The following is a 26,186-nucleotide window of genomic DNA, read 5'->3' on the forward strand; positions in this document are numbered from 1 at the left end:
GACATGGACGCTTTTATTGGAGAAATTCGCTTATTTACAGGAAACTTCGCTCCGCTGGGCTGGGCCTTTTGTCATGGACAGCAGGTTTCTCTCCCGTACAATCAACCATTGTACTCGATAATAGGAGGTGCGTTTGGCTCGGACTATAAAACGTATTTTACATTGCCTGATTTGCGGGGCCTAGTGCCGATACATCAAGGCAGCGGGGTAGATCTGACTCCGAGGAAGTGCTATGAAAAGGGCGGCAGCATGACAGAAACGATTACCACCTTTGAAATGCCGAATCATACACATCAGTTGAACGCTCAGACATTGGGAAATACGACGGATACAATCAATAATATTTGGGCCACTACACCGCGGGGTACTACAGTTAGTGTGTATAATGAAGAACAGCCGAATGCCAACATGCATGTGAATGCTATAACTGCAAGCGGGGGGTCTCAAGCACACAATAATATACAGCCATACTTGGCGATAAATTATATTATCTGCCTGGATGATGGCGTGTATCCGGTTAAAGCTCAGTAGCAGCAGCGGAGAATAGGATAAAAAAGAAGCGGCCCTGCACAAACGCGTTGGCGAATGTGCAGGGCCGCTTCTTCTTCATGATGAATGGCAGAAGGTTGTATGCTGCTTCCTTATGCCATCGTCTGCGATAGCACGATGCCGCCGTAAGCGAAGGCGACGCAGATGACGATCGCCGGATGGATCTTCTTGCGCTCCATCGCCCAGTAGGCGACGGCGGCAATGGCAAGTGTCTGCCAAAGGCCGGCGGATTGCACGGCTGTGCTTGCCATTTGCCAAGTGAGCAGCAGCATCATGATGGCGACAACGGGTTGCACGAGCAGCGTCATCCCTTTGACGATGGGAGATTGGCGATGCTTTTGCAGCAGCTTAAGCAGAAAAATCAGCGCCACAGCCGAAGGTACAATCGTTGCTGCAAGCGCGATTGCCATGCCTGGAATGCCGTATACATCATAACCGACGAACGCGGCGATTTTCGTAGCAATCGGCCCCGGAAGGGCATTGCCAAGCGCGAGTATGTTTGAAAATTCAGCATCGGTTGACCAGTGGTAACGGTCCACGACCTCATGATACATGAGCGGAATGGAGGCAGGACCGCCGCCATAGCCTAAAATATTTGCGAGAAAAAAACCAATAATTAAATCCAACCAATCCATAGTGACTGCTCCTTATGCGCTCGCGCTCGTATTGTTGTCTTTATCGCGCCGATTGTTTCTCCACTTCTTCACCCATGCGGCAGCCTTGAAATGCATCGCCCCATAGAGAAGGAAGGCGGCAATAACGACCGCATCCTGAATATTCACGACCTGCAGCAGCAGAAAAGCGAGCGCACAGCTGATGAGCCCAGTTACCCAGCCCAGTCCCTTCACCGCACGGTTGCCGAACTCATATGCCATTACGCCAAGCATGACTGCGATAACGGGAATAACCGCGGCGATCATTCCCTGCACAACAGCCGAGCCGCTAAGAATTTGTACAGCGGACAGCAAGGCGATCATCGCGATGGCCGAAGGCAAAATATGAGCAAGTACAGCGGCGAGCGCGCCCAGCCAGCCTTGCAGCCGGTAGCCGAGATAAGCGGCCATCTTGGTGGCTATGGGTCCGGGCAATGCGTTGGCCAGTGCCAAAATTTCAGCAAATTCCTCATCATTAATCCAGTCATAGCGGGTAACCGCCTCATGCCGAATTAAAGGAATAACGGAAGGGCCGCCCCCAAAGCCGAAAATGCCCGTTTTAAACATCGCCAAGGAAAGCTGTCCATATGCTTTGGCGCTTGTTGTCGTCTCCATTTTTTACAGCCTCATTCCCATTCTACTTTTGTAGCGATTGATTAAAACCTGGCAATCAACGCTCATGATGCCGGGCAGCGGGTACAGTTTTTCTTTCAAAAATAGCTCCATTTCCTGATTGCTGGTGAACAGGCCATGCATATGCAGCTTGCTGGGGCCTGTCATGTGATACAGACTAGTGACGACGGGCTCCTCGGATAAGCGATCGGCTACTTCATGCAGAAATTTAGGCTCCACCTCGACATTGAAAAAAGCCGATACCGTCACGCCAATTTTCTCCGGATTGATGACGGCTGTGAAGCGCTCAATAACGCCTTGCTCCAGCAGGGTGTTGATTCTGGCTTGCACAGCAACGCGGGATAAACCAATATCCTTGGCCAAGTCGGTGTAAGATATCCTTCCATTAACATGCAGGGCAGCGATGATTTTACGATCAATATCGTCAATGGCGTGCTCCGCCTGGGCGGGCGGCATTTTGGATTGCATATGAAAAGCTCCTTTTACTCCTTCGAGCGAGAATATCAAAACGTATGTGATAAGTTCGATTCGATTACGATATGAATAAATATATAACCAAATTCATTCCTTATCAATATGGAATTTGTCAATCGTGGGCAAAAAGAATTTTATAGTTGCCACTAGCCGAGCTGCCATGTTACTTTAATACTCAATAGATCATGTCAGATAACTTGACTTATAAAGGGTGGAATAGCATGAACAAGCCGATAACCGGCACGAAGGCCATGGTTGTAAGCCCCCACCATCTGGCTTCGGCAGCAGGGGCGCGAATACTAGAGCAAGGCGGCAACGCCTTTGATGCTGCAATTGCGGTCAGCGCTTGTCTAGCTGTCGTCTATCCGCATATGACGGGACTTGGCGGAGACTCGTTTTGGCTCACATACGAACATAAGGAACAGCAGGTGAGAGCCTATAATGCTAGCGGGCGATCCGGCAGTTTTGCAACGCGCGAGGCTTATGCTGGCGAAGCTGCGATTCCGGTACGCGGGCCGCGCAGCGCTATTACAGTTCCGGGCATGGTGGACGGCTGGCATGCCGTGCATAGCCAATATGGGCGTCTGCCTTTTGCACAGGTGTTAGATATGGCTATTGGATATGCGGAAGACGGCTTTCCGATGTCGCCGGATCAATATGAAAATACGGTGCAGCATGCGGACATGCTGGCACAATTTCCAGCTACAGCGGCGGTATACCTGCCGCAAGGGCGCGTTGTTCAGGCGGGGGAGCGCTTTGTGCAGCGCGACCTCGCAGCGAGTCTTCGCGCTATCGCGGAGCAGGGGCGCGATGCTTTCTATAAAGGCGATATTGCGGAGCGGATCGCTGCTTATTTGCAGAGCAGCGGCGGGCTGCTGACCAAGGAAGATTTTGCCGAGCATGCGGGCGAATGGGTTGCGCCGCTTAAAGGCTCTTACCGTGGGCATGACGTGTACCAGGTGCCGCCGAACTCGCAAGGCTTTGTGGCGCTGATGGCGCTGCAAATGTTGGAAAACTATGATCTGAAAAGTTACGGGCATGGCTCGTTTACGTATTATCACCTTATGATTGAGGCGCTTAAGCTCGGCTTCCGCGACCGCAATTTATTTTTGACGGACCCTGATTTTGCGGAAATTCCGCTCGAACGCTTGCTGAGCCCTGCCTATGCGGCGGAGCTTGCAGCTTCTATTAAGCTGGATGAGGCCTGCTCCATCGATACGAAGCCTGTCGGCAATGATACGGCCTATGCGGCGGTCGTGGATGAGGAGGGCAACGCGGTATCCTTCATTCAGAGCTTGTATTTTGAGTTTGGCTCAGGCGTTGTTGCTGGGGATACGGGCATTTTGCTGCAAAATAGAGGGTCCTTCTTCTCGTTGGAGCCCCAGCACGTGAACCGTTTGGAGCCGCGCAAGCGGACTTTCCATACGCTGATGCCAGCCATGGCGTGCCTGAATGGCAAGCCAAGCCATCTGTTCGGCACGCAGGGCGGCGAAGGGCAGCCGCAGACACAGGTGGCGATCCTTACGCGGATGATTGATTTTGGCATGAATCCGCAGCAGGCGGTGAATGAGCCGCGCTGGGTGTGGGGCCGCACATGGGGGGCGCAAACACAGGAGCTGAAAGTAGAGAGCCGCCTAGCAGACGAGGTTACGGAGCAGCTTGAGAAAGCCGGGCATGATGTCCGCCGCATGAAAGAGTTTGACGGCATTATGGGCCACGCCCATGCGATCACGATTAGCAAGGACGGCGTCCTTAGCGGCGGAGCTGATCCGCGCAGCGATGGAGCGGCAATTGGCTGGTAAGCGGCTCGACTCGGAAGTGTGTGCAAAACGTATGGCAAAGAGTAAAGCAGATCGGCTGTGATGGGCAGCCCATTTTTCAGCCGCGAGTGCGGAGTTGGTTGTAGGCAAAGATACCGAAATCGGCCTGATCGCTAGAATATAGGCGGAGCAGGTTGGACAGGAGAGACAGCAATCATGCAGCATAAAATAATGGATACATTCCATGCTTTTATTAAGCCGGAGCTCACGCTTCCGGCAACTCATACGGGCAATTTAGACGGCCTACGTTTTGCGGTTAAGGATGTGTTCGCGATTAAAGGGCATATAAGCAGCGCGGGCAACCCCGACTGGCTGCGCACGCACGAAGCGGGGGAGCATACCGCCTCAACCATTGAACGGCTGCTTGACGCGGGAGCGGCACTGACCGGAGCAACGCATACCGATGAATTAATGTACAGCTTCAATGGGCAAAACGCCCATTACGGCACGCCGATTAACCCGCTTGCGCCGGGTCGCATACCGGGGGGCTCTTCCAGCGGTTCTGCCGTAGCCGTTGCAGCCGGGGCAGTGGATTTTGCGCTCGGGACGGACACAGGCGGCTCGGTTCGCGTGCCCTCCGCCTATTGCGGCGTATATGGTTTTAGGCCGACGCATGGCGCAGTTGCGATGGATGGCGTCATTCCTCTGGCTCCGAGCTTTGATACGGTAGGCTGGATGGCACGGGACAGCACGCTGCTGCTGAAGGTTGGCGAGCTGCTGCTTGCTGCGGAGGCGGCCACCCGAGTGGAGGGCGGTGCAGCTGCTGCTGCGGAATCGGATGCCGTGGAGACTGGTGAGCCGGCATTAGGAGTGGCGAGCGAGCGTGCAGAGGTGGCAGCGGACAAAACGGAAACAACAGACGCAGCGGACGCTGCGAATGTAAAGCCGTTCAGCCGCTTGCTGATCGCAGAAGATGCATGGAGCAAGGCGGATTCTGCTAGCGCACTACAGCTGAGACCACTCGTTGCTGAACTGGAGGCCGTTATCGCAAATACCGAGCGGCTGACGCTTGCCCCTGAAGGGCTGGAGCAATGGCTTGAAGCGTTCCGCACGATTCAAGGTTTGGAAATTTGGCAGACACATGGCGATTGGATTACGCGCGAGCAGCCTGCTTTTGGCCCGGGGATAGCGCAGCGATTTCGATGGGCAAGCACTTTGCGCAAGGAAGATGGCGAGCAAAAGGTAGAGGAACAGCGCAGCATTCGTGCCAAGCTGCGAGAACTGCTCGGAACAGATAGCCTGCTTGTTATCCCAACCATTCCCGGAACGGCGCCGGACCGCGACATTAGTGGAGAAGCGGCAGACAAGCAGCGTGCTCTAACGATGCAGCTGTGCTGTATAGCAGGGCTGTCAGGCTTGCCGCAAGTAACGCTGCCGGTTGGCGAGGTGGATGGAGCGCCAATTGGTTTATCCATTATTGCAGGGGCAGGACAGGATTTGAAGCTGCTGCGATGGATAGCGCAGCATGCGGAATTATGGGAACGAAGCGAACAGCCAGGCAGCGGAAACGAAGGGGAGGCGGCAAAATAGATGAAGCTGGTGACGATCCATTACGAGGGTGTCGAGCAAGCGTGCATCAACATTGACGGTCGCTATGTGCGGCTCCATACGATTAATCAGTTGGAGCATACGCATTGGCCCATCAACGTGTTTGATCTGCTGCAAGAGGGGCAGCTGGATGCGTTGACGGCATGGTATAACGATGGAGGCAGCAATAAGCTTGCGCAGCTGGAATCAGTGCCAAGCGAAGCATTGGCAGTTGCGCCATTATACCGCCATCCCCGAAAAATTTGGGGTATCGGCATGAATTATGTGAAGGAAGCGGCCGAGCGCGAGATACTATTCGCTGAAGCTGATCCGGTCAGCTTTATGAAGCCGGATACGTCGCTTATCGGCCCAAATGCAGCAATTGAGCTGCCTGCCCAGCAGACGGAGCATGTGACGGCGGAGGCTGAGCTGGCAATCATTATCGGGCGTACATGCAAAAATATAACCGAAGCCGAGGCGCTGGACTGCGTAGCAGGTTTTGCCGTATCAGTCGATGTTACGGCAGCGGATATTCATGCCAAGCATCAGCGTTTCCTGACGCGGGCCAAAAGCTTTGATACCTTTTTTGGCTTCGGCTCGGAGCTGATTACGCGAGATGAAATCGCGGACTTGCCCCAGCTGGCAGTGGAAACCTGGCATAATGGCGAGCTTGTTCATGGCAATGTGCTGGCTAACATGATTTATCAGCCGGCATATCTCGTCGCCTTTCATTCGCAGGTCATGACGCTGCTGCCCGGCGATGTGATTTTGACAGGGACGCCTGGCGCAGCCGTCATTCGCGATGGCGACGTCATCGAGGCGCGTGTTGCCGGCTTTGAGCCGCTGCTGCATCCGGTCAAAGCGGGCTCGCCGCTTTTTTGACCCAGCAGGCCCTGGTTCGACCCGACCTGAGCTTAACAAGCTTAGGCTAGGCATTGCTAAAAACTCAAGCAGAGCGGCTGCTTGAGTTTTTTTGCGTACAGCCGCCGCTCCCCCTGCCTTTTTCGCCGCGTACCAGCAACTTTCAGCAAACCTTCAATTTCACCTAAGATTTACTTAATCTTCATACTTTAGCCTTAAGACTGGAATTGAAATCTGGTTTGAAGGAGGAGTCATCCAAATTATGAATTTGAAAAAGATGTGGAAGAAGGTTACGGTTACCGCTCTGTCGCTAACGATTGCCGTATCGGGTTTTGGAGCAATCGGGAGCAAGTCGGCGGTTTATGCTGCAGAGACGGGCATTGCGCAAAAATATGAGTCTCTATTTGAAGGGGACAAAATCATTACTGTGAACGTGACGATCGCGGACGACGATTGGGAAAGCATTTTGGCCAGCCCCTTGGATAAGGAGTATAAAAAGGTAACGGTAGACGTAGACGGCAATGTGCTGAGCAACGTAGGATTTTCGACCAAAGGCAATTTGACCTTGAAGGCCGTTGCCAGCATGACGGATTCCGACCGCTACAGCTTTCGCTTGAAATTCGACAAATACGATAAAGAACAAACGCTGCTCGGACTGGATAAAATGGTGCTGAACAACAGCTACGCAGATCCTTCTTTTTTACGTGAATATTTGCATTACGAAGCTTTGCGCTCGATCGGGCTGGATGCCCCGCTGACAGTGTTTACGAACCTGTATATCAATGGTGAATTGTATGGCTTCTATGTAGGTGTTGAAGCTATTGATGACAGCTATATGGAAAGAAATTATGGCGAAGATTACAACGATGGCGTGCTCTACGATACGGACGAGAAAAGCTATCTGCAATATGAGGAAGACGGCGACTATGAGACGCTGACGTATGAGCTTGGCACAGAGGATGATAAAGCATCGTTGAAAAATTTTATTAGCGTGCTGAATGATATGCCTGCTGGCGAGAAAGGGAATATCGAGGACGTACTCGATGTAGACTCGGCCTTGAAATACATTGCGGGCAACGCTGTACTGGGCAACTACGACAGCTATAATGGCGATAAGGGCCATAACTATATGCTGTACGGCGATGCAGATGGAAAATTCAGTGTCCTGCCATGGGATTTCAATATGTCATTTAACGGCTATTCCGGTGGCGGAGGCGGGGCCGGTCGCAATGCGGCAGCAGCGGGAACTGCGGGAACTGCGACCACAACTACGACATCCACGGCAACAACGACGTCCACAACGACGGCAGCTACCAATACAAATGCGACAACTGCCTCGGTTGATGTGCCTGTCTTGGGCATCAGCATGGACAGCGTCCCAATGATAGGGAATTTGCTGGAAGTGCCAGAGTATAAGGCCAAATATTTGACCTATGTAAATGAGCTGGTGGACTATCTGGGCGGAATCGAGGATCGCATTACCGAGCTGGCTGATATTATTCGGCCAAGCGTAACGGCTGATCCGACTAAATTTTATACGGTAGAGCAGTTTGAATCTAATGTAGCTTATTCTGCTACAGGCGGTGGAGCAATGGAAGGCATGACGCCTCCTGATGATGCTGGTATGACACCGCCGACGATGCCGGATGGCACGACTGCAGCTAGACCGGACAATGCGGGAACCGCGACAGGAAGCACTAGTAATACGACTGCGACAGATGCTGCCGCAGGCAATGGTACAGCAACTGGACAAGCTGCTGCTGGACAGGGTCCAGGTCAAGGAGCAGGCCAAGGGCAAGGCGGTCAAGGAATGGGCTCGATGGCGGCTGGGTCGCTGATGACTTTTGCGCTCAACAGACTGGCTAACTTGCAGGAGCAGCTGGGGCTGGCCGTGACGCCACTGCCGTCGACAACGACTCCAGTTACAGCAGCGGGAGCTATTTCCGTCCTTTTAAATGGCAGCAAAGTGAGCTTCGACAAACAGGAGCCGGTTAATCAATCAGGGCGGGTGCTCGTTCCGCTTCGCGGCATCTTCGAAGCCTTTGGCGCTGAAGTGAAATGGGATGCAGCAACGAAAAAAATTACAGCGGTCAAGGACGACCGCACGGTTACGCTCACGATTGGCAGCACGACGGCTTACGTGAATGGAACAGCGGTGACGCTGGATGTTCCCGCTTCGGTGGTGAACGGCCGGACGCTCGTGCCAGTGAGATTCATTTCCGAAGGGCTGGATATGGATGCGGCTTGGGATGCGGCAACTGCGACGGTGAAGATTACGAGCAAAGCTTAATTAATATGAACCAAAGCTATTAAAACACAGATCAAAAGAACCGATACTCTCTTCAACTAGAGAGATATCGGTTCTTTTGTTTGATTAACATATTTTTGGGAGGGGATCATCGTGAAAAAAAATATATGGATTGTGATGGCTTTGATAGGCGTCGTCTCAGCGATTCTTATTATAAAGAATTCTGTTTTTTCCTCTACCGTACTAATTAACGGATTTGTTGAAAGTATGAAAGGACTCTTTAATGGCGATGTAGGCGGTCACGAGGAGCCCATGGCATTTTGGAAATCAAATAGGGAGTCTTTAAAGCATCTATCATGGTTCTTATTATTAGCATTATCATATGCTAGTTTTAGCATATGGCTTCATATTAATTTTCCTAAAATTAGCCGTTATGTAAGCGGGCTATCTCTGTTCATTTTGCGCTGTTTAACTCCGATATATATAGCCTTTCATATTATATTTTATCTTGATATTATTGCACTAAATTTGGTGCTCTGTGTATTGCTATCAAATGTGATGACTATCGCTATATCTATGATTTCATCCTTTGTTTACACATTTTTTCAAACTTCATTAATTCAATTCGCAGCCCTCTTTCAGATTGACTTTAATCCTAGTGCTGAAAGTATAGGTACCCAATCATTAAAGGCAGAAGAAATATTTATGTATATAACGCTTACTTTTTTTGTTGTTTTGGTGACCTATACGATTAAAAAAAGCAATGAATTCATCTACAATCTTTCATTCGGCAGGGTTGGAAGTCCGCCAATAAACAAGAGAATTATGCAGTTCAATAGCTTGCTCCATTATAGGAATTTGAGAATTATCGTCTTTTTGCTGGCGTTTATTGTGTTCATTATTTATTCCTTTTTTAATGTTATGAAAGATGTTAATAATATTTTCACTGCTTTTATTATTATGGACGTTGTTTTCTATACAGTAATAACTGGAGTAACAGGCCAGCTCGAAAAACTTCATTCCCGGATAGAGCATCATTATAATAGTTTGTATATTTATTGGGCCGAGCTTGAGAAAACGATAAAGGGCTTCGGGAAAATAGAGGGCTATTTTTCATTTAATAAACATGAGCTTGAATTCAATCTGATTGAGATAGTTTTCATATATAGTTCAAAAAGGATTAGACAGAAATATTTCATAGCTAGAAAAATTTCTGTAATTATGAGGCGGAAATATGCAGAGGCTGAACAAATGCTTGAGGCCATTCAAGCTGGCAGAAAACATATGTTAAATGCTAGGAAGTACAAGCAGAATGAAAAATATGAATGGTTCGAGATTAAACTTGAGGAATTGAAGCTAAAAATGGAGCGTGAGCTGCGTACCTATCTTGTCAATAACCATGCACGTAAACGAATCCAAAATTACTATGTAGATAAAAATAAGCTTTTAAAGTCAAGCTGTTGAAATGGAATTTGGCGGATTGGCTGCTCGCAATGATCTATAAACAATTAAGATCTTCCAAATACAAGCTAATAAAGCTTCGTTACGATGAATATAAACAGTCTGTTCGCGACTTGAATCAGCAGCTTCAATTAGCTAAAGGCGGGACGGTCGGGGAACTAACGGCAATTATACGAGAAGGTGCGAATTGGGAGCTGCTTAGGACGGAAAGTTAACGATTTGAGTGCTTTTATAAGCACAAAAACGGGTACCGAAAGGTACCCGTTTTTGCAATCCCTCTATTATTCCATCTCATCCCGAATCGACTCAATCAAGCCTTTCAGCTTGTTCGCCGACTTCTGGAACAGTGCCGTTTCTTCGTCGGACAGTGTCAGCTCCAGAACGTTGCGGATACCGCTGCGGTCAACGACGCATGGAACGCCAATGTATACATCGGATACGCCGAGGTAGTTGTCGAGCAGGGTCGACACGTTCAGCACGGCGCCTTCATCTTGCAGAATCGCGGTACAGATGCGGTCGAGTGCCAGAGCGATGGCGTAATACGTCGCGCCTTTCGCTTCGATAATTTGGTAAGCGGCATCGCGTGTGCCGGTGAAAATCCGTTCTTTCTGTTCGTCGTTCAGTCCGAGCTCCGTACCCGCAACGTTCGACAGGCTCCATACCGGCAGCTCGGAATCGCCATGCTCCCCGATAATTGGGGCGTGGACGCTGCGCGGATCAATGTTCAGCTCTTCGCCAATCAGATAGCGGAAGCGTGCGCTGTCGAGCAGCGTGCCTGAACCGATGACGCGGTTAACGGGCCAGCGGGATTTTCGCAAGGAGAAGTAGCTCATGACATCTACTGGGTTCGAAGCAATAAGCAGAATGCCATCATCGTTGTATTTCAATACCTCATCAATAATTTGGTCAAAAATCGCCACGTTGCGCTTCAGCAGCTGAATGCGCTCTTCGCCTGGACGCTGCGCCACACCAGCCGTAATAATAATGATGTCCGCACCTTTGCAGTCCTCGTATGTGCCTGCCCATACCTTCGTGCCGCCAAGGAACGGCATGCCGTGGTTCATGTCGAGCGCATCGCCGATCGCTTTCTTCTCATTGGCATCAATGAGCACCAGCTCATCCATGCGATTGCGAAGCAGCAGGGTATAAGCGGTTGTCGAGCCTACAGCCCCAGCGCCAATGACAACAATTCTTGATTTTTTCATATTCGATCTCTCCCTGTCCAATGATGTAATTACTCCTGCAATTCCTTCTGTACTTGCTCTTGTGCGTGATCCTCTTTGTCGAAATAAGGCTTGTTCACGAAATAATACATATATCCCATTAATACGCCGCCGCCAATCAGATTGCCCAGTGTGACAGGCACAAGATTGTGAATGACGCCGCCGTAAGTAATCGTGTCTGGATGGTCGACGACTAGTGCAATAGCGAAGGTGCACATGTTGGCAATGCTATGCTCGTAGCCCGAAATAAAGAAGCAGAAGACGAACAGCATCATGGAAAACATTTTTGCCCCGTCATGCTTCATGCCCATTGGAATGAAAAAGGCGAGACAGACTAGCCAGTTACATAAAATCGCCCGGAAAAACAGCTCCATCGACGACGTATGCATTTTCGCTTCGACGACACTGAGCAGGAACGTATTGACCTTCTCGCTGTCGAACAGTCCGGTTGTCATAATGAGCAGGGCGAACACGGCTGCGCCGAGCAGGTTGCCAGCGTAGCTGGTCAGCCACATTTTGATGGCGTCGGTCCATTTGAGCTTGCGCCGGAGCGCGGTAAACGAATAATAAAACGTATTGCCGGTAAACAAGTCGCCGCCGCCGTATGCGATGAGAATAATCGCAGCTCCGAACGTTAGCGCGGCCATCGGATAAGCGAGTGGAGAATGCTCGGCGTAAAAAAAGTTACCCGTCTTAAAGGCGACTATAACGCCAAAGCCGATGAACATGCTGGCGAGCATGGACCTGGAAATATACCGGATGCGGCTTTGCTGAAAAATCATATGCTTCTTGTGTGCGAGTTGCTCGACCTTGCGTAGCGGTTCAGTTTCCATGAGCATTCACTCCTCTTGCTGCTTACTGAGGTTAGAATAACACAGGAGGGACACGGTCGATTGTGACATTCCTCACAGGTAAAGGCGGAAATTGTTACAGAAATAAGGGATTCCCGGCGGAGTGGACAACTACTGAGCTAATGATTATTCCTGTAATGGCAAAAATTAGGTAGTCTTCTTGTAGATGCAAACGGAGGTGCACATCTATTTGCATAAATATTGAGGCATTAAAGGAAGAGGCTTCACCACAACCAAATTAAATGGAATAAAGGAGAGTTTATTCGATGAAAAATTGGATTGGTGCTCTATTATCTTTGGCCCTTATTATTGCAATTGCTGGTGTGCAGCCTGCCCCTGTATCGGCGGCAGAAGTTGTAAACGCTACCATTATTGTTCCTAAAAATACGACCTACGACGGCAAAGGCAAAGTTTTTGTAGCGAACCCGAGTACGTTAGGGGATGGCAGCCAGGCTGAGAACCAGAAGCCGGTATTCCGTCTGGAAGCAGGCGCAACGCTGAAAAATGTCATTATCGGCGCTCCTGCTGCCGACGGCGTTCACTGCTATGGCAGCTGCAATATTGAGAATGTGACTTGGCAGGATGTAGGCGAGGACGCTTTGACTCTAAAATCTTCCGGTACCGTTAATATTACAGGCGGCGGCGCATATAAAGCCTATGACAAAGTGTTCCAAATGAATGCATCCGGCACGATCAATATTAAAAATTTCAAGGCCAATGACATCGGCAAGCTCGTTCGTCAAAATGGCGGCACCTCTTATTCGGTATCCATGAATGTTTCAAATAGCGATATTTCCAAGGTGAAGGATTCCATTTTGCGTACAGACAGCAGCTCCACAACGGGCAAAATAACAAACACGCGCTATTCTGGCGTGCCGACGCTGTTCAAAGGTTTTGCATCCGGCAAAACCAGCCAATCCGGAAACACGGCTTATTAGGCAATCCTTTCAAAAAAAGACGCGGCAATGCCGCTTAAGCTTTAGCTTAAGCCTTAGCTTGAACCTGAGCCTGAGCCGCAGAGCCTAGCGTTTGGAAGGATAGCCGTCCCCCGTAAGTAAGCCTGTTTATAAATCATCAACAGGGCCTGTGCCGAGATTAGGCGGCACGGGCTCTGTTTCCCATTTGGCGACAATGAGCATATCCAAATGTCTGGCGGAGCGCAGCAAATCCTGCACAATCGTTTTGCGGACGAGCGTTTGCCACGGCGGCCGGCGCGATTGTCCAATAATGAGCTGGGTCGCCTGCAGGTCAGTCAACTTTTTCAGCAAAATCCCGCTAATCTCCTGGCGTCTATCCGCAGCACTTACCGCCAGCTGGCCGCCAAGCCGCTCGCACAGCTGCCGCAGCGCATGGAGCCGCTTTTGCTGCGCCTCGGTTTGCTGAATTTTACGGCTGTGCACATAATGGACATGCCATTCTGCCTTTAAGCGATGAGCGATGCGAAAACCCCGGCGAATCAGCCTCTCCGCCTGATCACCCAAATCGATGCATACAAAAATCACCTCGCGCTTGCGCCAAGGTCCCCGAAGCGAAGGGCCGCGTTCCCACGACTCCAGCCGTTCATCGACATCATCCGCAATTTCGCGCAGCGCCAGCTCCCGCAAGGCAATCAAATTGCCGATTTTGAAAAAAGAGCCCAGCGCCTGCTCCACCTTTTCCAGCTTGTAAATTTTACCGTCGCGCATGCGCTGCGCCAGCATTTGGGGCGTAACGTCAATGAGCTCGATTTCATTCGCCATTTGTAAAATCGCGTCCGGCACCGTTTCTCTCACGCGCACACCGGTCAACTGCTCCACCGCATCATTTAAGCTTTCCACATGCTGTACGTTTACGGTGGAAATAACGGAAATTCCGTGCTCCAGCAGCTGCAAAATATCCTCGTACCTTTTCTTGAGCAGGCTGCCGGGCACATTCGTATGGGCAAGCTCATCGACCAGCACAACCTCGGGGCGGCGCGCGATAACAGCCGTTGTATCCATTTCCTCAAGCCGCGCTGCCCCATAGGGAATAACTGCCCGGGGCAAAATCGCCAAGCCGCCGACCTGCTCGGCCGTTTCCTTGCGCCCATGCGTTTCCAGCCAGCCAATGACGACATCCACACCTTTACGCTTAAGAATGTTGCCTTCCTGGAGCATTTTGTACGTTTTCCCGACGCCGGGAGCGGCTCCAATATAAATTTTGAACGTGCCGCGTCGCATGCGCTGGGCCTGTTCCTCCATTTCGCGGGTATTCAGCCGATGAAAAAGCGCCTCCTGCCCGCCCCGGCGGGTTTTAACGGGCAAAATCCGTTCTCCCTCATGCTCCGCCCGATCCGTCATCACAAACACGTCGATGTTTCGTATTTTGCGGAGCACGCGGTTGACGATAGAGCCTTGCAGGAGCTCCTGCCATGCTTTTTTCTTGGAATGGCCCATCACAATGCGCGTCGCATGCTGCCGCGTTGCATATGCCACAAGTGCGGCAGGCAGCTTGCGCGCATGCGCCAGAGGAAGCTCCTCGAATGCGCCGCCGACCTTCGCTACCAGCTTTTGCATCGAGCGTTTGATCGTTTGCTGCTCCTTCGACAAGCTGCGGCCCGGCAGCAGGAAGGTGACGACGGCAAGCTCGCCATGCAGCCGCTTGGCAATTTGCTGGCCCCGGCGCACATATAGGGAGCCATTGAAGTGATATTGCGCTGATACGACAATCCGCTCGGCTGCCCCCGATGGGCCGCTTAAGCCCAGCGCTTCGCGGTGCTTTTCCAGCGTTTCGTGAACACCCTCTGCCATGAGGCAGAGAGCGACTTCACGCAGAACAGCCAGATTGCCGGGCAGCCGCATAGCCGGATGGAGGGAGCTGCCGAGCAGTCCCTCTTCCATCCGGCTCAGCATCGTCTCAGGAGAGACATCAATAAGGCGAACCTCATCGGCCCATTCCAGCGTGTCCGCCGGAACCGTCTCCTCCGCGCGAATGCCCGTCATTTTGAAAATAACCCCGTCCTCGCCCTCCAGCTCGTAGACATTAATCGTCGTAATGATGCTGATGCCATGCTCCAGTAAATATTGAATATCCTCCAGCCGCGTCTGGAAGCGGGCGCACGCACGATTGCGATGGGCGAGGCCATCGACGAGCACGACCTCCGGGTTGCGGGCGAGCAGCGTCTCCAGCGGCAAATCCTGCTGCTCCTTGCCATCGCGCTGCCACTTAATGCTTGGGATATGCTCCAGCTCAGACTCAAGCACCGTTTGATCCTTATTTGTACTTGGGGCTGGCGTTAAGGCGCAAATGACGACATCAATGCCCTGCTGCTTCAGCAGTTGGCCTTCCTGAAGCAGATGATACGTTTTCCCGGAGCCCGCGACCGAGCCGATGATAATTTTCAGGCGTCCCTTATGCAGCCGGGAGATAGAAGCCAATATCTCCTCTGGCGTCTTGCGTTGATACGGTGGCATTCTGCTCCCGCTTTCTCTTTTTATTTGGCGATTCGTGTGGATAAAGCCAGATTCAGCTCCAGCACATTGACGCGCTTGTCACCGAAGAGGCCAAGCTCGCGTCCTTTCGTATGCGCGTGTACAAGCTCTTCAAGCTCTGCCTGAGGCAGTCCCGTCAGCTTGCTGATTCTTGCAATTTGTACGATAGCCGACTGCGGCGTAATATCCGGGTCAAGCCCGGAGCCGGAATTCGTTATTAATGCAAGCGGCAGCTGTTCCAGTGGCACCTCGGGATTATCCTGCTGCCACTGGGCGATAGATGCTTTCATGCGAGCCAGCAGCTCCGGGTTCGAAGGGGCATAGTTGTTAGAGCCGGAAGCCTCCGCCTTATAGTCAATGCTCGACACCCGCCCCTGAAAATAGCGCTGATCGGTAAAAGGCTGACCGATCAGCGACGAACCAACGACGTTGCCTGCGCTGTCCTTGAGCAGGCTGCCATTGGCCTGGGCCGGGAACAGCAGCTGTGCGGCGCCCGTGCTCACAAGCGGATACACGATACCGCAAAGGAGCAGAAACAGCAGGCTGGCGCGCAGCGACACCCCAATCACAGAGGAGGGCGGAGCTGATGAAGAAGAAGCAGCTGGCATAGGTGACGATGGACGTTTTCTTTTTAAAATAGCATGCATAGCACAATTCCCTTCTTTCTAATAGAAGTTCGTTATATGAATAGGCAGCAGCCGATCTGGATGACGTTAAATCCAAATATGAACCATCATGTCGATGAGCTTAATGCCGATGAACGGCGCGATCATGCCGCCGAGCCCGTAAATGAGCAAATTGCGGCTGAGCAGGCGGGCGGCGCTGAGCGGACGATAGGTGACGCCCTTCATCGCCAGCGGAATGAGCAGCGGAATAATGATCGCATTAAAGATGAGCGCGGACAAAATCGCCGACAGCGGCGAGCCGAGCTGCATCACATTCAGCGCCTGCATTTGCGGAATCGCCAGCATAAACATCGCGGGGATGATGGCGAAATATTTGGCTACGTCATTGGCAATGCTGAAGGTCGTTAGCGCGCCGCGCGTCATAAGCAACTGCTTGCCGATCGAAACGACCTCTATAATTTTGGAAGGATCGGAGTCCAAATCCACCATATTGGCAGCTTCCTTCGCCGCCGTCGTGCCGCTGTTCATCGCCAGGCCGACATCGGCCTGCGCGAGTGCGGGCGCGTCATTCGTCCCGTCCCCCGTCATGGCGACGAGCTTGCCTTCCGCCTGCTCGCGCCGGATGACGGCGATTTTATCCTCCGGCTTGCTTTCGGCAATAAAATCGTCGACGCCCGCTTCTCTGGCGATAGTTGCCGCCGTAAACGGATTATCGCCCGTACACATAATCGTTTTGATGCCCATCGCTCGCAGCTGGTCGAACCGTTCCTTCATGCCCGGCTTGACCGTATCCTTCAAATAAATCAAGCCGAATATGTGCTGATCGACGGCGATAGCGAGCGGCGTGCCGCCTTCCTTGGCAATCCGCTCCGTCTCCTGAGCCAAATCAGCGGGTATGTCTCCTCCTTGGGCGAGCACCCAGCTGCGAATCGCTTCAACGGCTCCTTTGCGCACGAGCCGTCCATCGGCCAAATCGATGCCGCTCATCCGCGTCTCGGCCTGAAAGGGAACGAATTGACCGCCTTCGCCAAGCGCGGCATCGTAGGTTTTATCATGCTTTTTCATCCATTCCAGCACCGAGCGGCCTTCCGGCGTTTCATCCTGCAGGGAGGAAATAGCGGCCCATGCCGCTGCCTCATCTGCCCCAGCAGTGCCCACCGGATTGATTTCGCTAGCCATCCGATTGCCGAAGGTGATCGTTCCGGTTTTATCCAAAATCATCGTATTAATGTCGCCAGCTGCTTCGACCGCCTTCCCGGACATGGCCAGCACATTGAACTGGGTGACCCGGTCCATGCCGGCGATGCCGATGGCGGACAGCAGGCCGCCGATTGTCGTCGGAATGAGGCAGACGAGCAGCGCGATGAGCACGGGAATTTCCAAATTGACGTCCACATAAGCGACAATCGGGCCAAGCGTGACGACGACGATGAGGAAAATAATCGTCAGGCTTATCAGCAGCGTGTTCAGGGCAATTTCATTCGGTGTTTTCTGCCGCTTCGCGCCTTCGACGAGCGCGATCATCCGGTCGATGAACGTTTCACCGGGCTCGCTCGTGATTCGCATTTTGATGCGGTCGCTGATGACCCGCGTTCCGCCCGTCACGGAGTTGAAGTCGCCGCCCGCCTCCTTGATGACGGGTGCCGATTCGCCGGTAATAGCCGATTCATCGACGGAAGCGAGCCCTTCAATGACCTCGCCGTCGCCGGGAATCATTTCCCCTTGCGAGACGATAACGATATCCCCTTTGCGCAGCTCCGTAGAAGGGACGATTTGAATGCTGTCGCCCAGCAGCTTATTCGCCATAATTTCCTGCTTCGTTTTTTTCAGCGAGCCAGCCTGTGCTTTCCCGCGGCCTTCGGCTAAAGCTTCGGCAAAGTTCGCGAACAGTACCGTAAAGAGCAAAATAATAAAAACAGTCAAGTTGAAGCCGATGCGATCCTGCGAGTCGAAGTACCCTGGAAATAGGGTCATGAGCAGAACGATCAGCGTTCCAATCTCGACAACGAACATGACCGGATTTTTCATCATATGGACCGGATTCAGCTTGAGGAGGCTCATCTTTAGCGCCTCGGTCACGAGCGGTCCGGTGAACAGTTTTTTAGCACGTTGGTCATTCATAACGCTTACCCCTCATTTCCCTTTAACGGATCGTTAAAAACTCGGCAATTGGCCCTGTGACAATGACGGGCAGAAACGTGAGCGCGCCGATCAAAATAACGACGCCCATTAGCATAACCGCAAATAGCGAATTGTCCGTTCGGAACGTGCCTATCGTCTCCGGCACCCACTGCTTGCGGCTGAGTGATCCGGCTACAGCTAGCAGCGCGATCATCGACATATATCTGCCGAAAAACATCACGAGCCCGGTCGTTATATTCCAGAACGGTGTATTGTCGGCCAGCCCCTCAAACCCGGAGCCGTTGTTGGCGGCCGAGGACGTATATTCATAAAGCACCTGCGTAATGCCATGAAAGCCCGAATTGGATATAGCGCCTTGCCCCAGGTCGGTTAGAAAAGCCGCTGCCGTTGGCGCGAGAATAATAAACGGATGCACAAGAATGGCGATAGCAATGAGCTTCATTTCGCGCGGCTCTATTTTTCGTCCGAGAAATTCTGGTGTCCGTCCGACCATCAGCCCGCAGATGAACACCGTCAGCATCGCATACATCAGCATATTGACGAGCCCGACGCCTTTGCCGCCGAAGACGACGTTCAGCATCATTTGGGCAAGGGGAACGAGCCCGCCAAGCGGAGTGAGCGTATCGTGCATCGAATTGACCGAGCCGGTCGTGGCCGCCGTCGTCACCGTCGTGAACAGCGCGGACTGGGCGATGCCGAAGCGAACCTCCTTGCCCTCCATGCTGCCTTGCGAAGCGTCGATGCCGAGTGTGGCGATCAGCGGGTTGCCGCTTTTTTCAGCCGTATAGGAAATCGTAAGAAAGATCAGAAACAGCGCCATCATCGCCGAAAAAATAACCCAGCCCTGCTTGCTGCTTTTCGCAAACCGGCCATACATGAAGGGCAGCGCGGCAGGCAGTGCCCACATGGACAAAATCTCAATGACATTCGTCAGCGGGTTGGGATTTTCGAACGGATGGGCGGAGTTGACTCCGAAAAAACCGCCGCCATTCGTGCCAAGATGCTTAATCGACTCCAGCGAGGCGACTGGCCCGATGGCGATATGCTGAACCGCGCCCTCGAGTGTCGTAACGGTCAAGGTAGGGCTAAGCGTTTGCGGCACTTGCAGCGCCACAAGCAGCAGCGTAATGATAATAGCGAGCGGGAAGAAAATCCGCGTATGTGCTTTGACGAAATCCTCGAAAAAGTTGCCGAGCGTTCCGCCTTTGCTCGTAATGCCGCGCACGAAGGCGACAGCAACGGAAAAGCCGGTAGCGGCGGACGTAAACATCATCATCGTAATGACGGCCATTTGCGCAAAATACGTCAGCCCTGATTCGCCGCTGTAATGCTGGAGATTCGTATTGGTCATAAAGCTGATGACCGTATTTAGGACGAGTGTCGGCTCCATGCCGCCGATTCCATTCGGGTTAAGCGGCAGACCGCTTTGCACCCTCAGCAGTACATAGCTGACAGCTACGAGCACGAAATTGAGTGTAATAAAGCTGAGCGCATATCTTTTCCAGCTCATGCCTTGGCGATTTTTGAGCCCGATTACTGCATATATGAGCGCTTCGATTCGTCCAAACAGCTTGTCAGTACGGTTTGGAACGTTTGAAAACACGGAATATAAATAATGCCCAAGCGGCTTTGCGATCAGCATGATCATGCCGACGACTACCGCCATTTGCAAGACGTCCACAGCTGTTCCTCCCTTGCTATAAATGATGAAACGTTATTTGCTAAAATTTTTCCGGATGGAGCAAGGCGTAGACGAGATACACCAGCAAAGCTCCTGTAACGAGCAATATGACAATCATCCCCGTTCCTCCATTTCGCTAATGGACCGATCGCACCAGCGTATAAATCCGGCAATCAGCCCGAAAGCTGCGATTAAGGTCAAAGCCATTCCGATATCCAGCATAGCTGCAGCGCTCCTTATTTCGTTTTATCCCTAGTCATTTTGGAAAAAAAGGCAGCAAAAAAGAAGCCTTGGGCAAAGAGGACTCTTCACCCGCAGCTTCCTTCATCCGGGCATCATACGCCCCTGATTCGCCTGCGATAAGTGTAAGTGTGGCCTCTCCCGTTGACGCTTGCGAGGTTAGCTGTCGGATTCGGGCGCGAGAGACGCCCTACGCTTGGCACTTATCGTGCCCTTGCGATTCACCCCGTGACGCTCCCTGCCATCGTCCATTGGACAACGACAGAGAGCCGTCGATGGTTCCCCCGTTTCTGCGGCAGTGCAGAACTCAGCGTTTGAAACAAAATGCCTGCCGATGTTGCGAGTGCTATTTTCGAAAAAAAGACAACAAAAAACCACAGAGGCGTATGACGCTCTGTGGCCTGATTTACAAGGTCACAATCGTTCACCATTCCTCTCTACACCTGCGCTTACGAGGTTAGCTGTCGGATTCGGGCGGTGAGAGTCGCCCTACATTTGCCTGGAGTTTCATGACACTCCTGCAAACGATTCACCCCTGCGCTGCCAGCTTCCGACTCTCACATCGGATGGCTGCAGTGCGTTTGGTTCCCCCGCTCTTCGCCTATTGGGCGAAGACTCAGCGATCAAGCAAAAACGACTTCGTCGTCCTTCTGGGACGAGCGAAGAGCTTTGCCCTTAGAAATATAGAGAAAGGATAACGAAAACCTATACTTTCCTATATTTCAAGGTGAAACGGCTATCGCCTTCCTTTGGCGGCGCAGCGCGTTTCAGTCCGAGAAATATAAGCCTATTTATAAGTGCAAAACTTATAAATTCTTATATTTCAAAAAAAGGTTCATGCATGCTATGAATCATACTCCCCCGCCGCGATTGCTGTAAAGGAAGCTTACGCCGCAAAAGAGAGCGAATGCAGCGGATTAGTTTGATTTTAAACGCTTACAACGAGATTTATCTTTAGCAAGGTCGATTTATCTCGCGATTTCTTTAAAATATAGGAAAGCATATGATTTTTTTCTTCCTTTCTCTATATTTCATCGCGAAACGGTAGCTTTGCCGCCAAAGGACGGCTTCAGCCGTTTACGCTTGTTTACTCAAAGCACCCCCTCTTTCCAGAAAACAAGGAAACGAATATGATAAATAGCATGCTGACAGAATCAGGTGTTTGCGGCTGCTCGGCCGCGTATTTAAATAGCGGGGGGATGAACGATGTATAAAGTGCTGCTGGTAGATGATGAAGAAGAGACGCGCAGCGGGCTGCTGCACGAAATTGCATGGGAGCGCCATGGCTTTGAAATTGTGGATACGGCGGCGAACGGCAGGGAAGCGATGGAGCTGATCGAGCGTCTGGAGCCGGACATCGTAGCGACGGATATTAGCATGCCGTATATGAACGGCTTGGAGCTGGCGGAATGGACGAGGAAGACGTATCCGCTGACGCGCATCGTTATTTTTTCCGGCTATGATGAATTTGAATATGCCAAGCAGGCGATTGGCTTGCAGGTGGATGAATATATTTTAAAGCCTTTTTCCGCGCAGCAGCTGCTTGAGGTGATGGACAAGGTGAAGGAGCGGCTGGATGATGAGCGTGAGAAGCGGGAAAATATGCAGCTTTTGCAGGAGCATTACCGTACAAGCCTGCCGGTCGTAAAGGAGCTGTTCCTGTCGTCGCTGCTCACCCGCAAGCTTCCGCTGCGGCATATTGAGGAGAAGCTAGAGAAATATGAGCTGGATTTAGCGGGAGAGGCGTACATTGTGTCCGTGCTGCACACGCATGTATTGGAAGCGCTTCCCGGATTGCCGCTCCGCGCAGCGGAAAGCTCGCTTGCGGCCTCCAGCGATCTCGACCTCAAGCTGTTTGCCCTGCGCAATGTGGCGGAAGAGGTGTGGGGCAGACTCGGGCTGGGCAAAGTTTTTCTGCATCAGGATCGGGTGGCGCTGCTCGCAGTTGGACGGGGAGGAAGCGCGCAAGAGCTGATGGAGCGGACGCTGGGCGGGCTTGCTGAAATGCTGCAAAATATTCAGAAATACTTGCGTTTTCCCGTGACGATTGGGGTCAGCTCAACGCTGGCGGATGTCGCGCAGTTAAAGCAGGGCTATGAGGAGGCGCAGCAGGCGCTCGATTATCATAATTTGGTGGGCAGCAACCGGATCATCTGCATTGACGATGTAGAGACGCGCTATGTGGAGGAGCTGCAATTTGACGAGCTCAAGGAGCAGGCGCTCATTCGCTGCCTGCGCGTAGGCACGCATGAGGAGCTGAAGCAGCTGGTGGCTGCGCTTTTTGACGAGATTGAAGGCGTCCATGCCGCTTACCGGGAATACCAGCTTTACATGCTGGAGATGATGACGGCGGTCATGAAGCTGGTGAGGGAGGCAGGGCTGAACCTGTACGATATCGTAGGATACGAGCTGCAAATTTATGAGGAGCTGCAGCAGCTTAGCGGGCTGTCGGAGACGAGAAGATGGTACATGTCGCTCTGCGAGAAAATTCGCCATCATATCGCCAGCCGCAGGCAAAGCTCCTACAAGCAGCTGGTCGAGGAGGCTGTGCGTTATACGAAAGCAAACTTCCATGACAGCGAGCTGTCGATTGCCCGCTTGTGCAGCCATCTGCATATTAGCGCTGGGTATTTCAGCAGCCTGTTCAAGAAGGAGGTGAAGCTGACCTTCGGCGGTTATTTGCTTCAGCTGCGGATGGAGGCGGCGAAGGAGCTGCTGCGGGCGACGGAGCTGAAGACGTTCGAAATTGCCGAGAAGGTCGGCTTCTCGGACCCGAATTATTTTTCACTGTGCTTTAAGAAAAATGTCGGCGTCTCTGCCAAGGATTATCGCAATCAGGCGATGAATATGGATGCGCCATGAGGAAGCGCAGCATCCAGTTTCTCATTTCAGTGGCGCTGTCGGTATTTGCGGCTGCGGCGATTATAATGGTCAGCGTGCTGCTGTTCAACAAGTTTTCGCAGACGGCAGAGACGAATGCGCTGCGCAATACCCAGCAGGTCGTCGATCAGGTCAGCTACAATTTGGAGGATTATATCCAGGGCATGTCGGAAATTTACGGCGTTCTCCACGATACAATCAGCCGCAGCGGCGATGTGAACGAAGAAGAGCTGCGCAGCCAGCTGAATACGATCATCGGCATTCGGGGAGAAATTGTGTCGCTGGCCGTCATCGGGCATGACGGCGAGGTGATGATGAGCATTCCCGGCGTTGCGCTCAAGGAAAATTTGAGTCTTTACAATCAGCGCTGGTTCCAGAGCGCGCTTCAAACGCCGAACCATCTCAGCTACTCGCTGCCGCATGTGCAGAACATGTACAAAATGCAGTACAAATGGGTTGTCTCGCTGAGCAAAGGCATTACCGTAGTAAGGGGCGGGAAAACGGAGCATGGCGTGCTGCTGCTGGACGTCAATTTTAACAAAATCAATCAGCTGTCCTCGCGGGTTGTGCTCGGGAAGAAGGGCTACGTCTACATTGTGGACGAAAGTGCGGGCAATATGGTGTACCATCCGCAGCAGCAGCTCATCTACGCCGGGCTGAAAAGCGAAAACGTCGAGCAGGCGCTGAAATATACGTTCGGCAGCTTTCATGACGAATCCGGAGACGAGGATAAAATGATTACGGTGCAAACGATCGGCAACATCGGCTGGAAGGTGGTCGGAGTGTCCTTTACCGATGAGATTATTACGACAAAGCGCGAGCTGAACGATTATTTGCTGAATCTGCTGCTGCTTTTGCTTGTATTCGTCATTGCGCTGTCGTGGCTTATTTCGCGCATTATTGCCCGTCCGATCCGGCAGCTGGAGAAGTCGATGAAAAATGTCGAGCGCGGCGATTTCCATACGATGACGACCATTCGCGGGCCGCTGGAAGTAGAGCAGCTGTCCAGACGCTTCAATTTGATGGTAGCGCGAATCCGCGAGCTGATGCAGCAAATTGTTGTGGAGCAGGAGGCGAAGCGCAAATATGAGTTTGAGGCGCTGCAATCGCAAATTAATCCGCATTTTTTATACAACACGCTCAATACGGTCGTGCGCATGGTCGGCATGAACCGCAACGAGGAGGTGGTGACGACGATTACCTCCTTGTCGAAGCTGTTCCGCATCAGCCTTAGCAAAGGCAAGCCGATGATTCCGCTGGCGAGCGAGCTGGAGCATGCGCGGAACTATCTCATCATTCAAAATATCCGTTTCAAAAATAAATTCGATTATGTGTTTGACGTCGAAGAGGCCGCGCTGCCCAGCTTGTCGCTCAAGCTGATTTTGCAGCCGCTGCTGGAAAATGCCATTATGCACGGCATTGAGCCGTCTGTCGATAAAGGGTTGATTACCGTTCGGGCATGGATCGAGGCTGGGCAAGTGTACTTGCAGGTGAGCGATAATGGGCTCGGGATGAGCGGCGAGCAGCTGGCGGCGCTGCTCACGGGAGAGACCAACAGTAGTACCGCCAAGCCGTCTGGATATGCTGGAGACCGTAAGGCTGATCGTGACGGCACCATTGGAGGGGCTGCTCCAGAGGCTTCTAAAAGGTCAACCTCCGCCAATTTTGCATCGAGTTCTGCATCCAGTGCGGCTTCCGGCGCGGGCTCCGGCGTAGGCGTGCGCAATGTGCATGAGCGGATTCGGCTGTTTTACGGCGAGCCGTATGGCTTGCAGTTTGAGAGCGAGCTGGAGGAGGGAACGACCGTGACGATACGTTTCCCGTTCAAGCCAGCTGGCGCTGAAGCCGACGAGAGGAGTGAGGAAGGATGAGCGTAAAACGCAGGTTGGGACGGCTCACTATGCTGTGCATGGTGGCTATGGCTGCGCTGCTGCTGGGCTCCTGCACGACGCATCCGGCAGAGGACAGCGCCATTCAGCGCGAAAATATCGACATCAGCCTGCTGCTCAAGCGGCTGGACGGCGACTACTGGAACTCCGTCGTCATGGGCGCCGAAGCCGCATCGAAGGAGTTTAATGTGACGCTGCATATTTCCGGACCGGATAAGCAGGGCAGCCCGGAGCAGCTTTTGGAGACGGCAAAGCTTGCGCTGGTGCATCATCCTGATGCGGTCGTATTTGCCTCCGGAGACGAAGCGGTTACGACCGGCATTGTCGAGGCTAGCAAGGCAGCACGGATTCCGCTCATTGCGATTGACACGGAGACGGAGGAAGCGGGCATCAGCTCGAGCATCACGATTAATCATCATCAGGCGGGACGAGCGGTTGCCCTCAAAATGAGCGAGCTGCTGGCAGGCAAAGGCAGCGTCGCCCTGCTGACGGACGGCCTTGGGGACAACAACCAGCTGCGCCGCGAGGAGGGCATTAAGGAGGCGCTTGCCGAGGAAAGCGGCATGGCGCTTATCGGTATTGAGCCCTGCTTGGAGGCTGACGGCAACTGCCGAAGCGTCGTCAGCAGCTTGCTGGACGAGCAGCAGGTGGATGGCATATTGGCGCTTAATGTCCAAGCCGCCGTATCAGCTGCCCTTGAGGTGAAGCAGCGGGGGCTCGGCGGCAAAATTAAAATTGTCGCCTTTGACAGCTCCATGGAGCTGCTTGAGCTGCTGCAGGAGGATCAGCTGCAAGCGGTGCTGGTGCAAAATCCGTTCAGCATCGGCTATCTTGGCATCAAAAACGCCGTACTCGCTTTGCGGGGCGAGGAAGTGCCACTGCATGTAGCGATGGAAGCCAAGCTGGTAAATAGCGACACGATGTTTTGGCCTGAAAATCAGCGGGTGCTGTTTCCCTTTATCCAGAAGTAAGGAGGATT

The 26,186-nt window shown here is 52.4% G+C and carries 21 protein-coding genes and 2 riboswitches; of the genes, 11 read left to right on the forward strand and 10 right to left on the reverse strand.

The window, feature by feature from the left end:
• Positions 1 to 3: 3 nt before the first annotated feature.
• Positions 4 to 531 (forward strand): tail fiber protein, encoded by a 528-nt coding sequence (locus AC6B99_RS14565; protein WP_494880986.1) that lies wholly within the window; start codon positions 4 to 6, stop codon positions 529 to 531.
• Between the two features lie 110 nt (positions 532 to 641).
• Here the strand turns inward: AC6B99_RS14565 and chrA are convergent, their stop codons facing one another.
• From chrA to chrS, 3 genes are read right to left on the reverse strand one after another with little or no spacing between them, the layout of a single operon-like run.
• Positions 642 to 1,184 (reverse strand): chromate efflux transporter ChrA, encoded by a 543-nt coding sequence (chrA, locus tag AC6B99_RS14570; RefSeq protein ID WP_056036572.1) that lies wholly within the window; start codon positions 1,182 to 1,184, stop codon positions 642 to 644.
• A 12-nt stretch (positions 1,185 to 1,196) separates the two neighbouring features.
• On the reverse strand, positions 1,197 to 1,817 hold the full coding sequence (gene chrB / locus AC6B99_RS14575; RefSeq protein WP_056036574.1) for a chromate efflux transporter ChrB: 621 nt from the start codon (positions 1,815 to 1,817) through the stop codon (positions 1,197 to 1,199).
• A 3-nt stretch (positions 1,818 to 1,820) separates the two neighbouring features.
• Entirely contained in the window at positions 1,821 to 2,303 is a 483-nt protein-coding gene (gene chrS, locus AC6B99_RS14580) for a chromate efflux transcriptional regulator ChrS (RefSeq protein WP_494861100.1), read from the reverse strand.
• A gap of 227 nt (positions 2,304 to 2,530) precedes the next feature.
• Here chrS and ggt point away from each other — a divergent pair, with 227 nt between their 5' ends.
• The 6 genes from ggt to AC6B99_RS14610 all read left to right on the forward strand — a co-directional run bounded on the left by ggt (position 2,531) and on the right by AC6B99_RS14610 (position 10,441).
• On the forward strand, positions 2,531 to 4,111 hold the full coding sequence (gene ggt, locus AC6B99_RS14585; protein ID WP_496663600.1) for a gamma-glutamyltransferase: 1,581 nt from the start codon (positions 2,531 to 2,533) through the stop codon (positions 4,109 to 4,111).
• Positions 4,112 to 4,285: 174 nt separating this feature from the next.
• Entirely contained in the window at positions 4,286 to 5,659 is a 1,374-nt protein-coding gene (locus AC6B99_RS14590) for an amidase family protein (protein WP_496663601.1), read from the forward strand.
• Complete coding sequence (locus AC6B99_RS14595) at positions 5,660 to 6,538, forward strand: fumarylacetoacetate hydrolase family protein (protein ID WP_494880992.1); 879 nt, start codon at positions 5,660 to 5,662, stop codon at positions 6,536 to 6,538.
• 241 nt (positions 6,539 to 6,779) lie between these two features.
• On the forward strand, positions 6,780 to 8,807 hold the full coding sequence (locus AC6B99_RS14600) for a CotH kinase family protein (RefSeq protein WP_496663602.1): 2,028 nt from the start codon (positions 6,780 to 6,782) through the stop codon (positions 8,805 to 8,807).
• Positions 8,808 to 8,918: 111 nt separating this feature from the next.
• Positions 8,919 to 10,229 carry a hypothetical protein gene (locus AC6B99_RS14605; RefSeq protein WP_496663603.1) on the forward strand — a complete coding sequence of 437 codons (1,311 nt, stop codon included), beginning with the start codon at positions 8,919 to 8,921 and terminating at the stop codon, positions 10,227 to 10,229.
• Entirely contained in the window at positions 10,226 to 10,441 is a 216-nt protein-coding gene (locus tag AC6B99_RS14610) for a hypothetical protein (RefSeq protein WP_496663604.1), read from the forward strand. The genes AC6B99_RS14605 and AC6B99_RS14610 overlap by 4 nt, the downstream gene beginning before the upstream one ends.
• A 66-nt stretch (positions 10,442 to 10,507) precedes the next feature.
• On the opposite strand, the gene AC6B99_RS14615 is transcribed toward AC6B99_RS14610, so the two are convergent.
• Positions 10,508 to 11,431 (reverse strand): L-lactate dehydrogenase, encoded by a 924-nt coding sequence (locus tag AC6B99_RS14615; protein WP_099518115.1) that lies wholly within the window; start codon positions 11,429 to 11,431, stop codon positions 10,508 to 10,510.
• 29 nt (positions 11,432 to 11,460) lie between these two features.
• Entirely contained in the window at positions 11,461 to 12,282 is an 822-nt protein-coding gene (locus AC6B99_RS14620) for a formate/nitrite transporter family protein (RefSeq protein WP_496663605.1), read from the reverse strand.
• 284 nt (positions 12,283 to 12,566) lie between these two features.
• Between AC6B99_RS14620 and AC6B99_RS14625 the strand changes: the two genes are divergently transcribed.
• A complete protein-coding gene (locus tag AC6B99_RS14625; protein ID WP_496663606.1) occupies positions 12,567 to 13,238 on the forward strand; it encodes a pectate lyase in 672 nt (223 codons plus the stop codon).
• Positions 13,239 to 13,364: 126 nt separating this feature from the next.
• Here the strand turns inward: AC6B99_RS14625 and AC6B99_RS14630 are convergent, their stop codons facing one another.
• From AC6B99_RS14630 to kdpF, 5 genes are all read right to left on the reverse strand, one after another.
• Complete coding sequence (locus AC6B99_RS14630; protein WP_496663607.1) at positions 13,365 to 15,731, reverse strand: histidine kinase; 2,367 nt, start codon at positions 15,729 to 15,731, stop codon at positions 13,365 to 13,367.
• 20 nt (positions 15,732 to 15,751) lie between these two features.
• Positions 15,752 to 16,357 carry a potassium-transporting ATPase subunit KdpC gene (kdpC, locus tag AC6B99_RS14635; RefSeq protein WP_496663706.1) on the reverse strand — a complete coding sequence of 202 codons (606 nt, stop codon included), beginning with the start codon at positions 16,355 to 16,357 and terminating at the stop codon, positions 15,752 to 15,754.
• A 105-nt stretch (positions 16,358 to 16,462) separates the two neighbouring features.
• The gene (gene kdpB / locus AC6B99_RS14640; protein ID WP_496663608.1) at positions 16,463 to 18,496 is read right to left on the reverse strand and encodes a potassium-transporting ATPase subunit KdpB; all 2,034 of its coding nucleotides are present in this window, start codon (positions 18,494 to 18,496) and stop codon (positions 16,463 to 16,465) included.
• Between the two features lie 22 nt (positions 18,497 to 18,518).
• Positions 18,519 to 20,198, reverse strand: coding sequence for a potassium-transporting ATPase subunit KdpA (kdpA, locus tag AC6B99_RS14645; protein ID WP_056036611.1), 1,680 nt, complete (start codon positions 20,196 to 20,198; stop codon positions 18,519 to 18,521).
• A 40-nt stretch (positions 20,199 to 20,238) separates the two neighbouring features.
• The gene (kdpF, locus tag AC6B99_RS14650) at positions 20,239 to 20,316 is read right to left on the reverse strand and encodes a K(+)-transporting ATPase subunit F (RefSeq protein ID WP_081418871.1); all 78 of its coding nucleotides are present in this window, start codon (positions 20,314 to 20,316) and stop codon (positions 20,239 to 20,241) included.
• Between the two features lie 255 nt (positions 20,317 to 20,571).
• Positions 20,572 to 20,761: riboswitch (cyclic di-AMP (ydaO/yuaA leader) on the reverse strand.
• 108 nt (positions 20,762 to 20,869) lie between these two features.
• A riboswitch (cyclic di-AMP (ydaO/yuaA leader) is annotated at positions 20,870 to 21,070 on the reverse strand.
• A gap of 574 nt (positions 21,071 to 21,644) precedes the next feature.
• Here kdpF and AC6B99_RS14655 point away from each other — a divergent pair.
• The 3 genes from AC6B99_RS14655 to AC6B99_RS14665 are packed head-to-tail and all read left to right on the forward strand — an operon-like array spanning position 21,645 to position 26,178.
• The gene (locus AC6B99_RS14655; protein WP_496663609.1) at positions 21,645 to 23,300 is read left to right on the forward strand and encodes a response regulator; all 1,656 of its coding nucleotides are present in this window, start codon (positions 21,645 to 21,647) and stop codon (positions 23,298 to 23,300) included.
• Positions 23,297 to 25,189, forward strand: a complete 1,893-nt coding sequence (locus AC6B99_RS14660; RefSeq protein ID WP_056036614.1) for a cache domain-containing sensor histidine kinase — start codon at positions 23,297 to 23,299, stop codon at positions 25,187 to 25,189. The genes AC6B99_RS14655 and AC6B99_RS14660 overlap by 4 nt, the downstream gene beginning before the upstream one ends.
• Positions 25,186 to 26,178, forward strand: coding sequence for a substrate-binding domain-containing protein (locus tag AC6B99_RS14665; RefSeq protein ID WP_056036616.1), 993 nt, complete (start codon positions 25,186 to 25,188; stop codon positions 26,176 to 26,178). Before AC6B99_RS14660 ends, AC6B99_RS14665 begins: the two co-directional genes overlap by 4 nt.
• Positions 26,179 to 26,186: the final 8 nt, after the last annotated feature.

The sequence above is a fragment of the Paenibacillus liaoningensis genome (assembly GCF_059609455.1).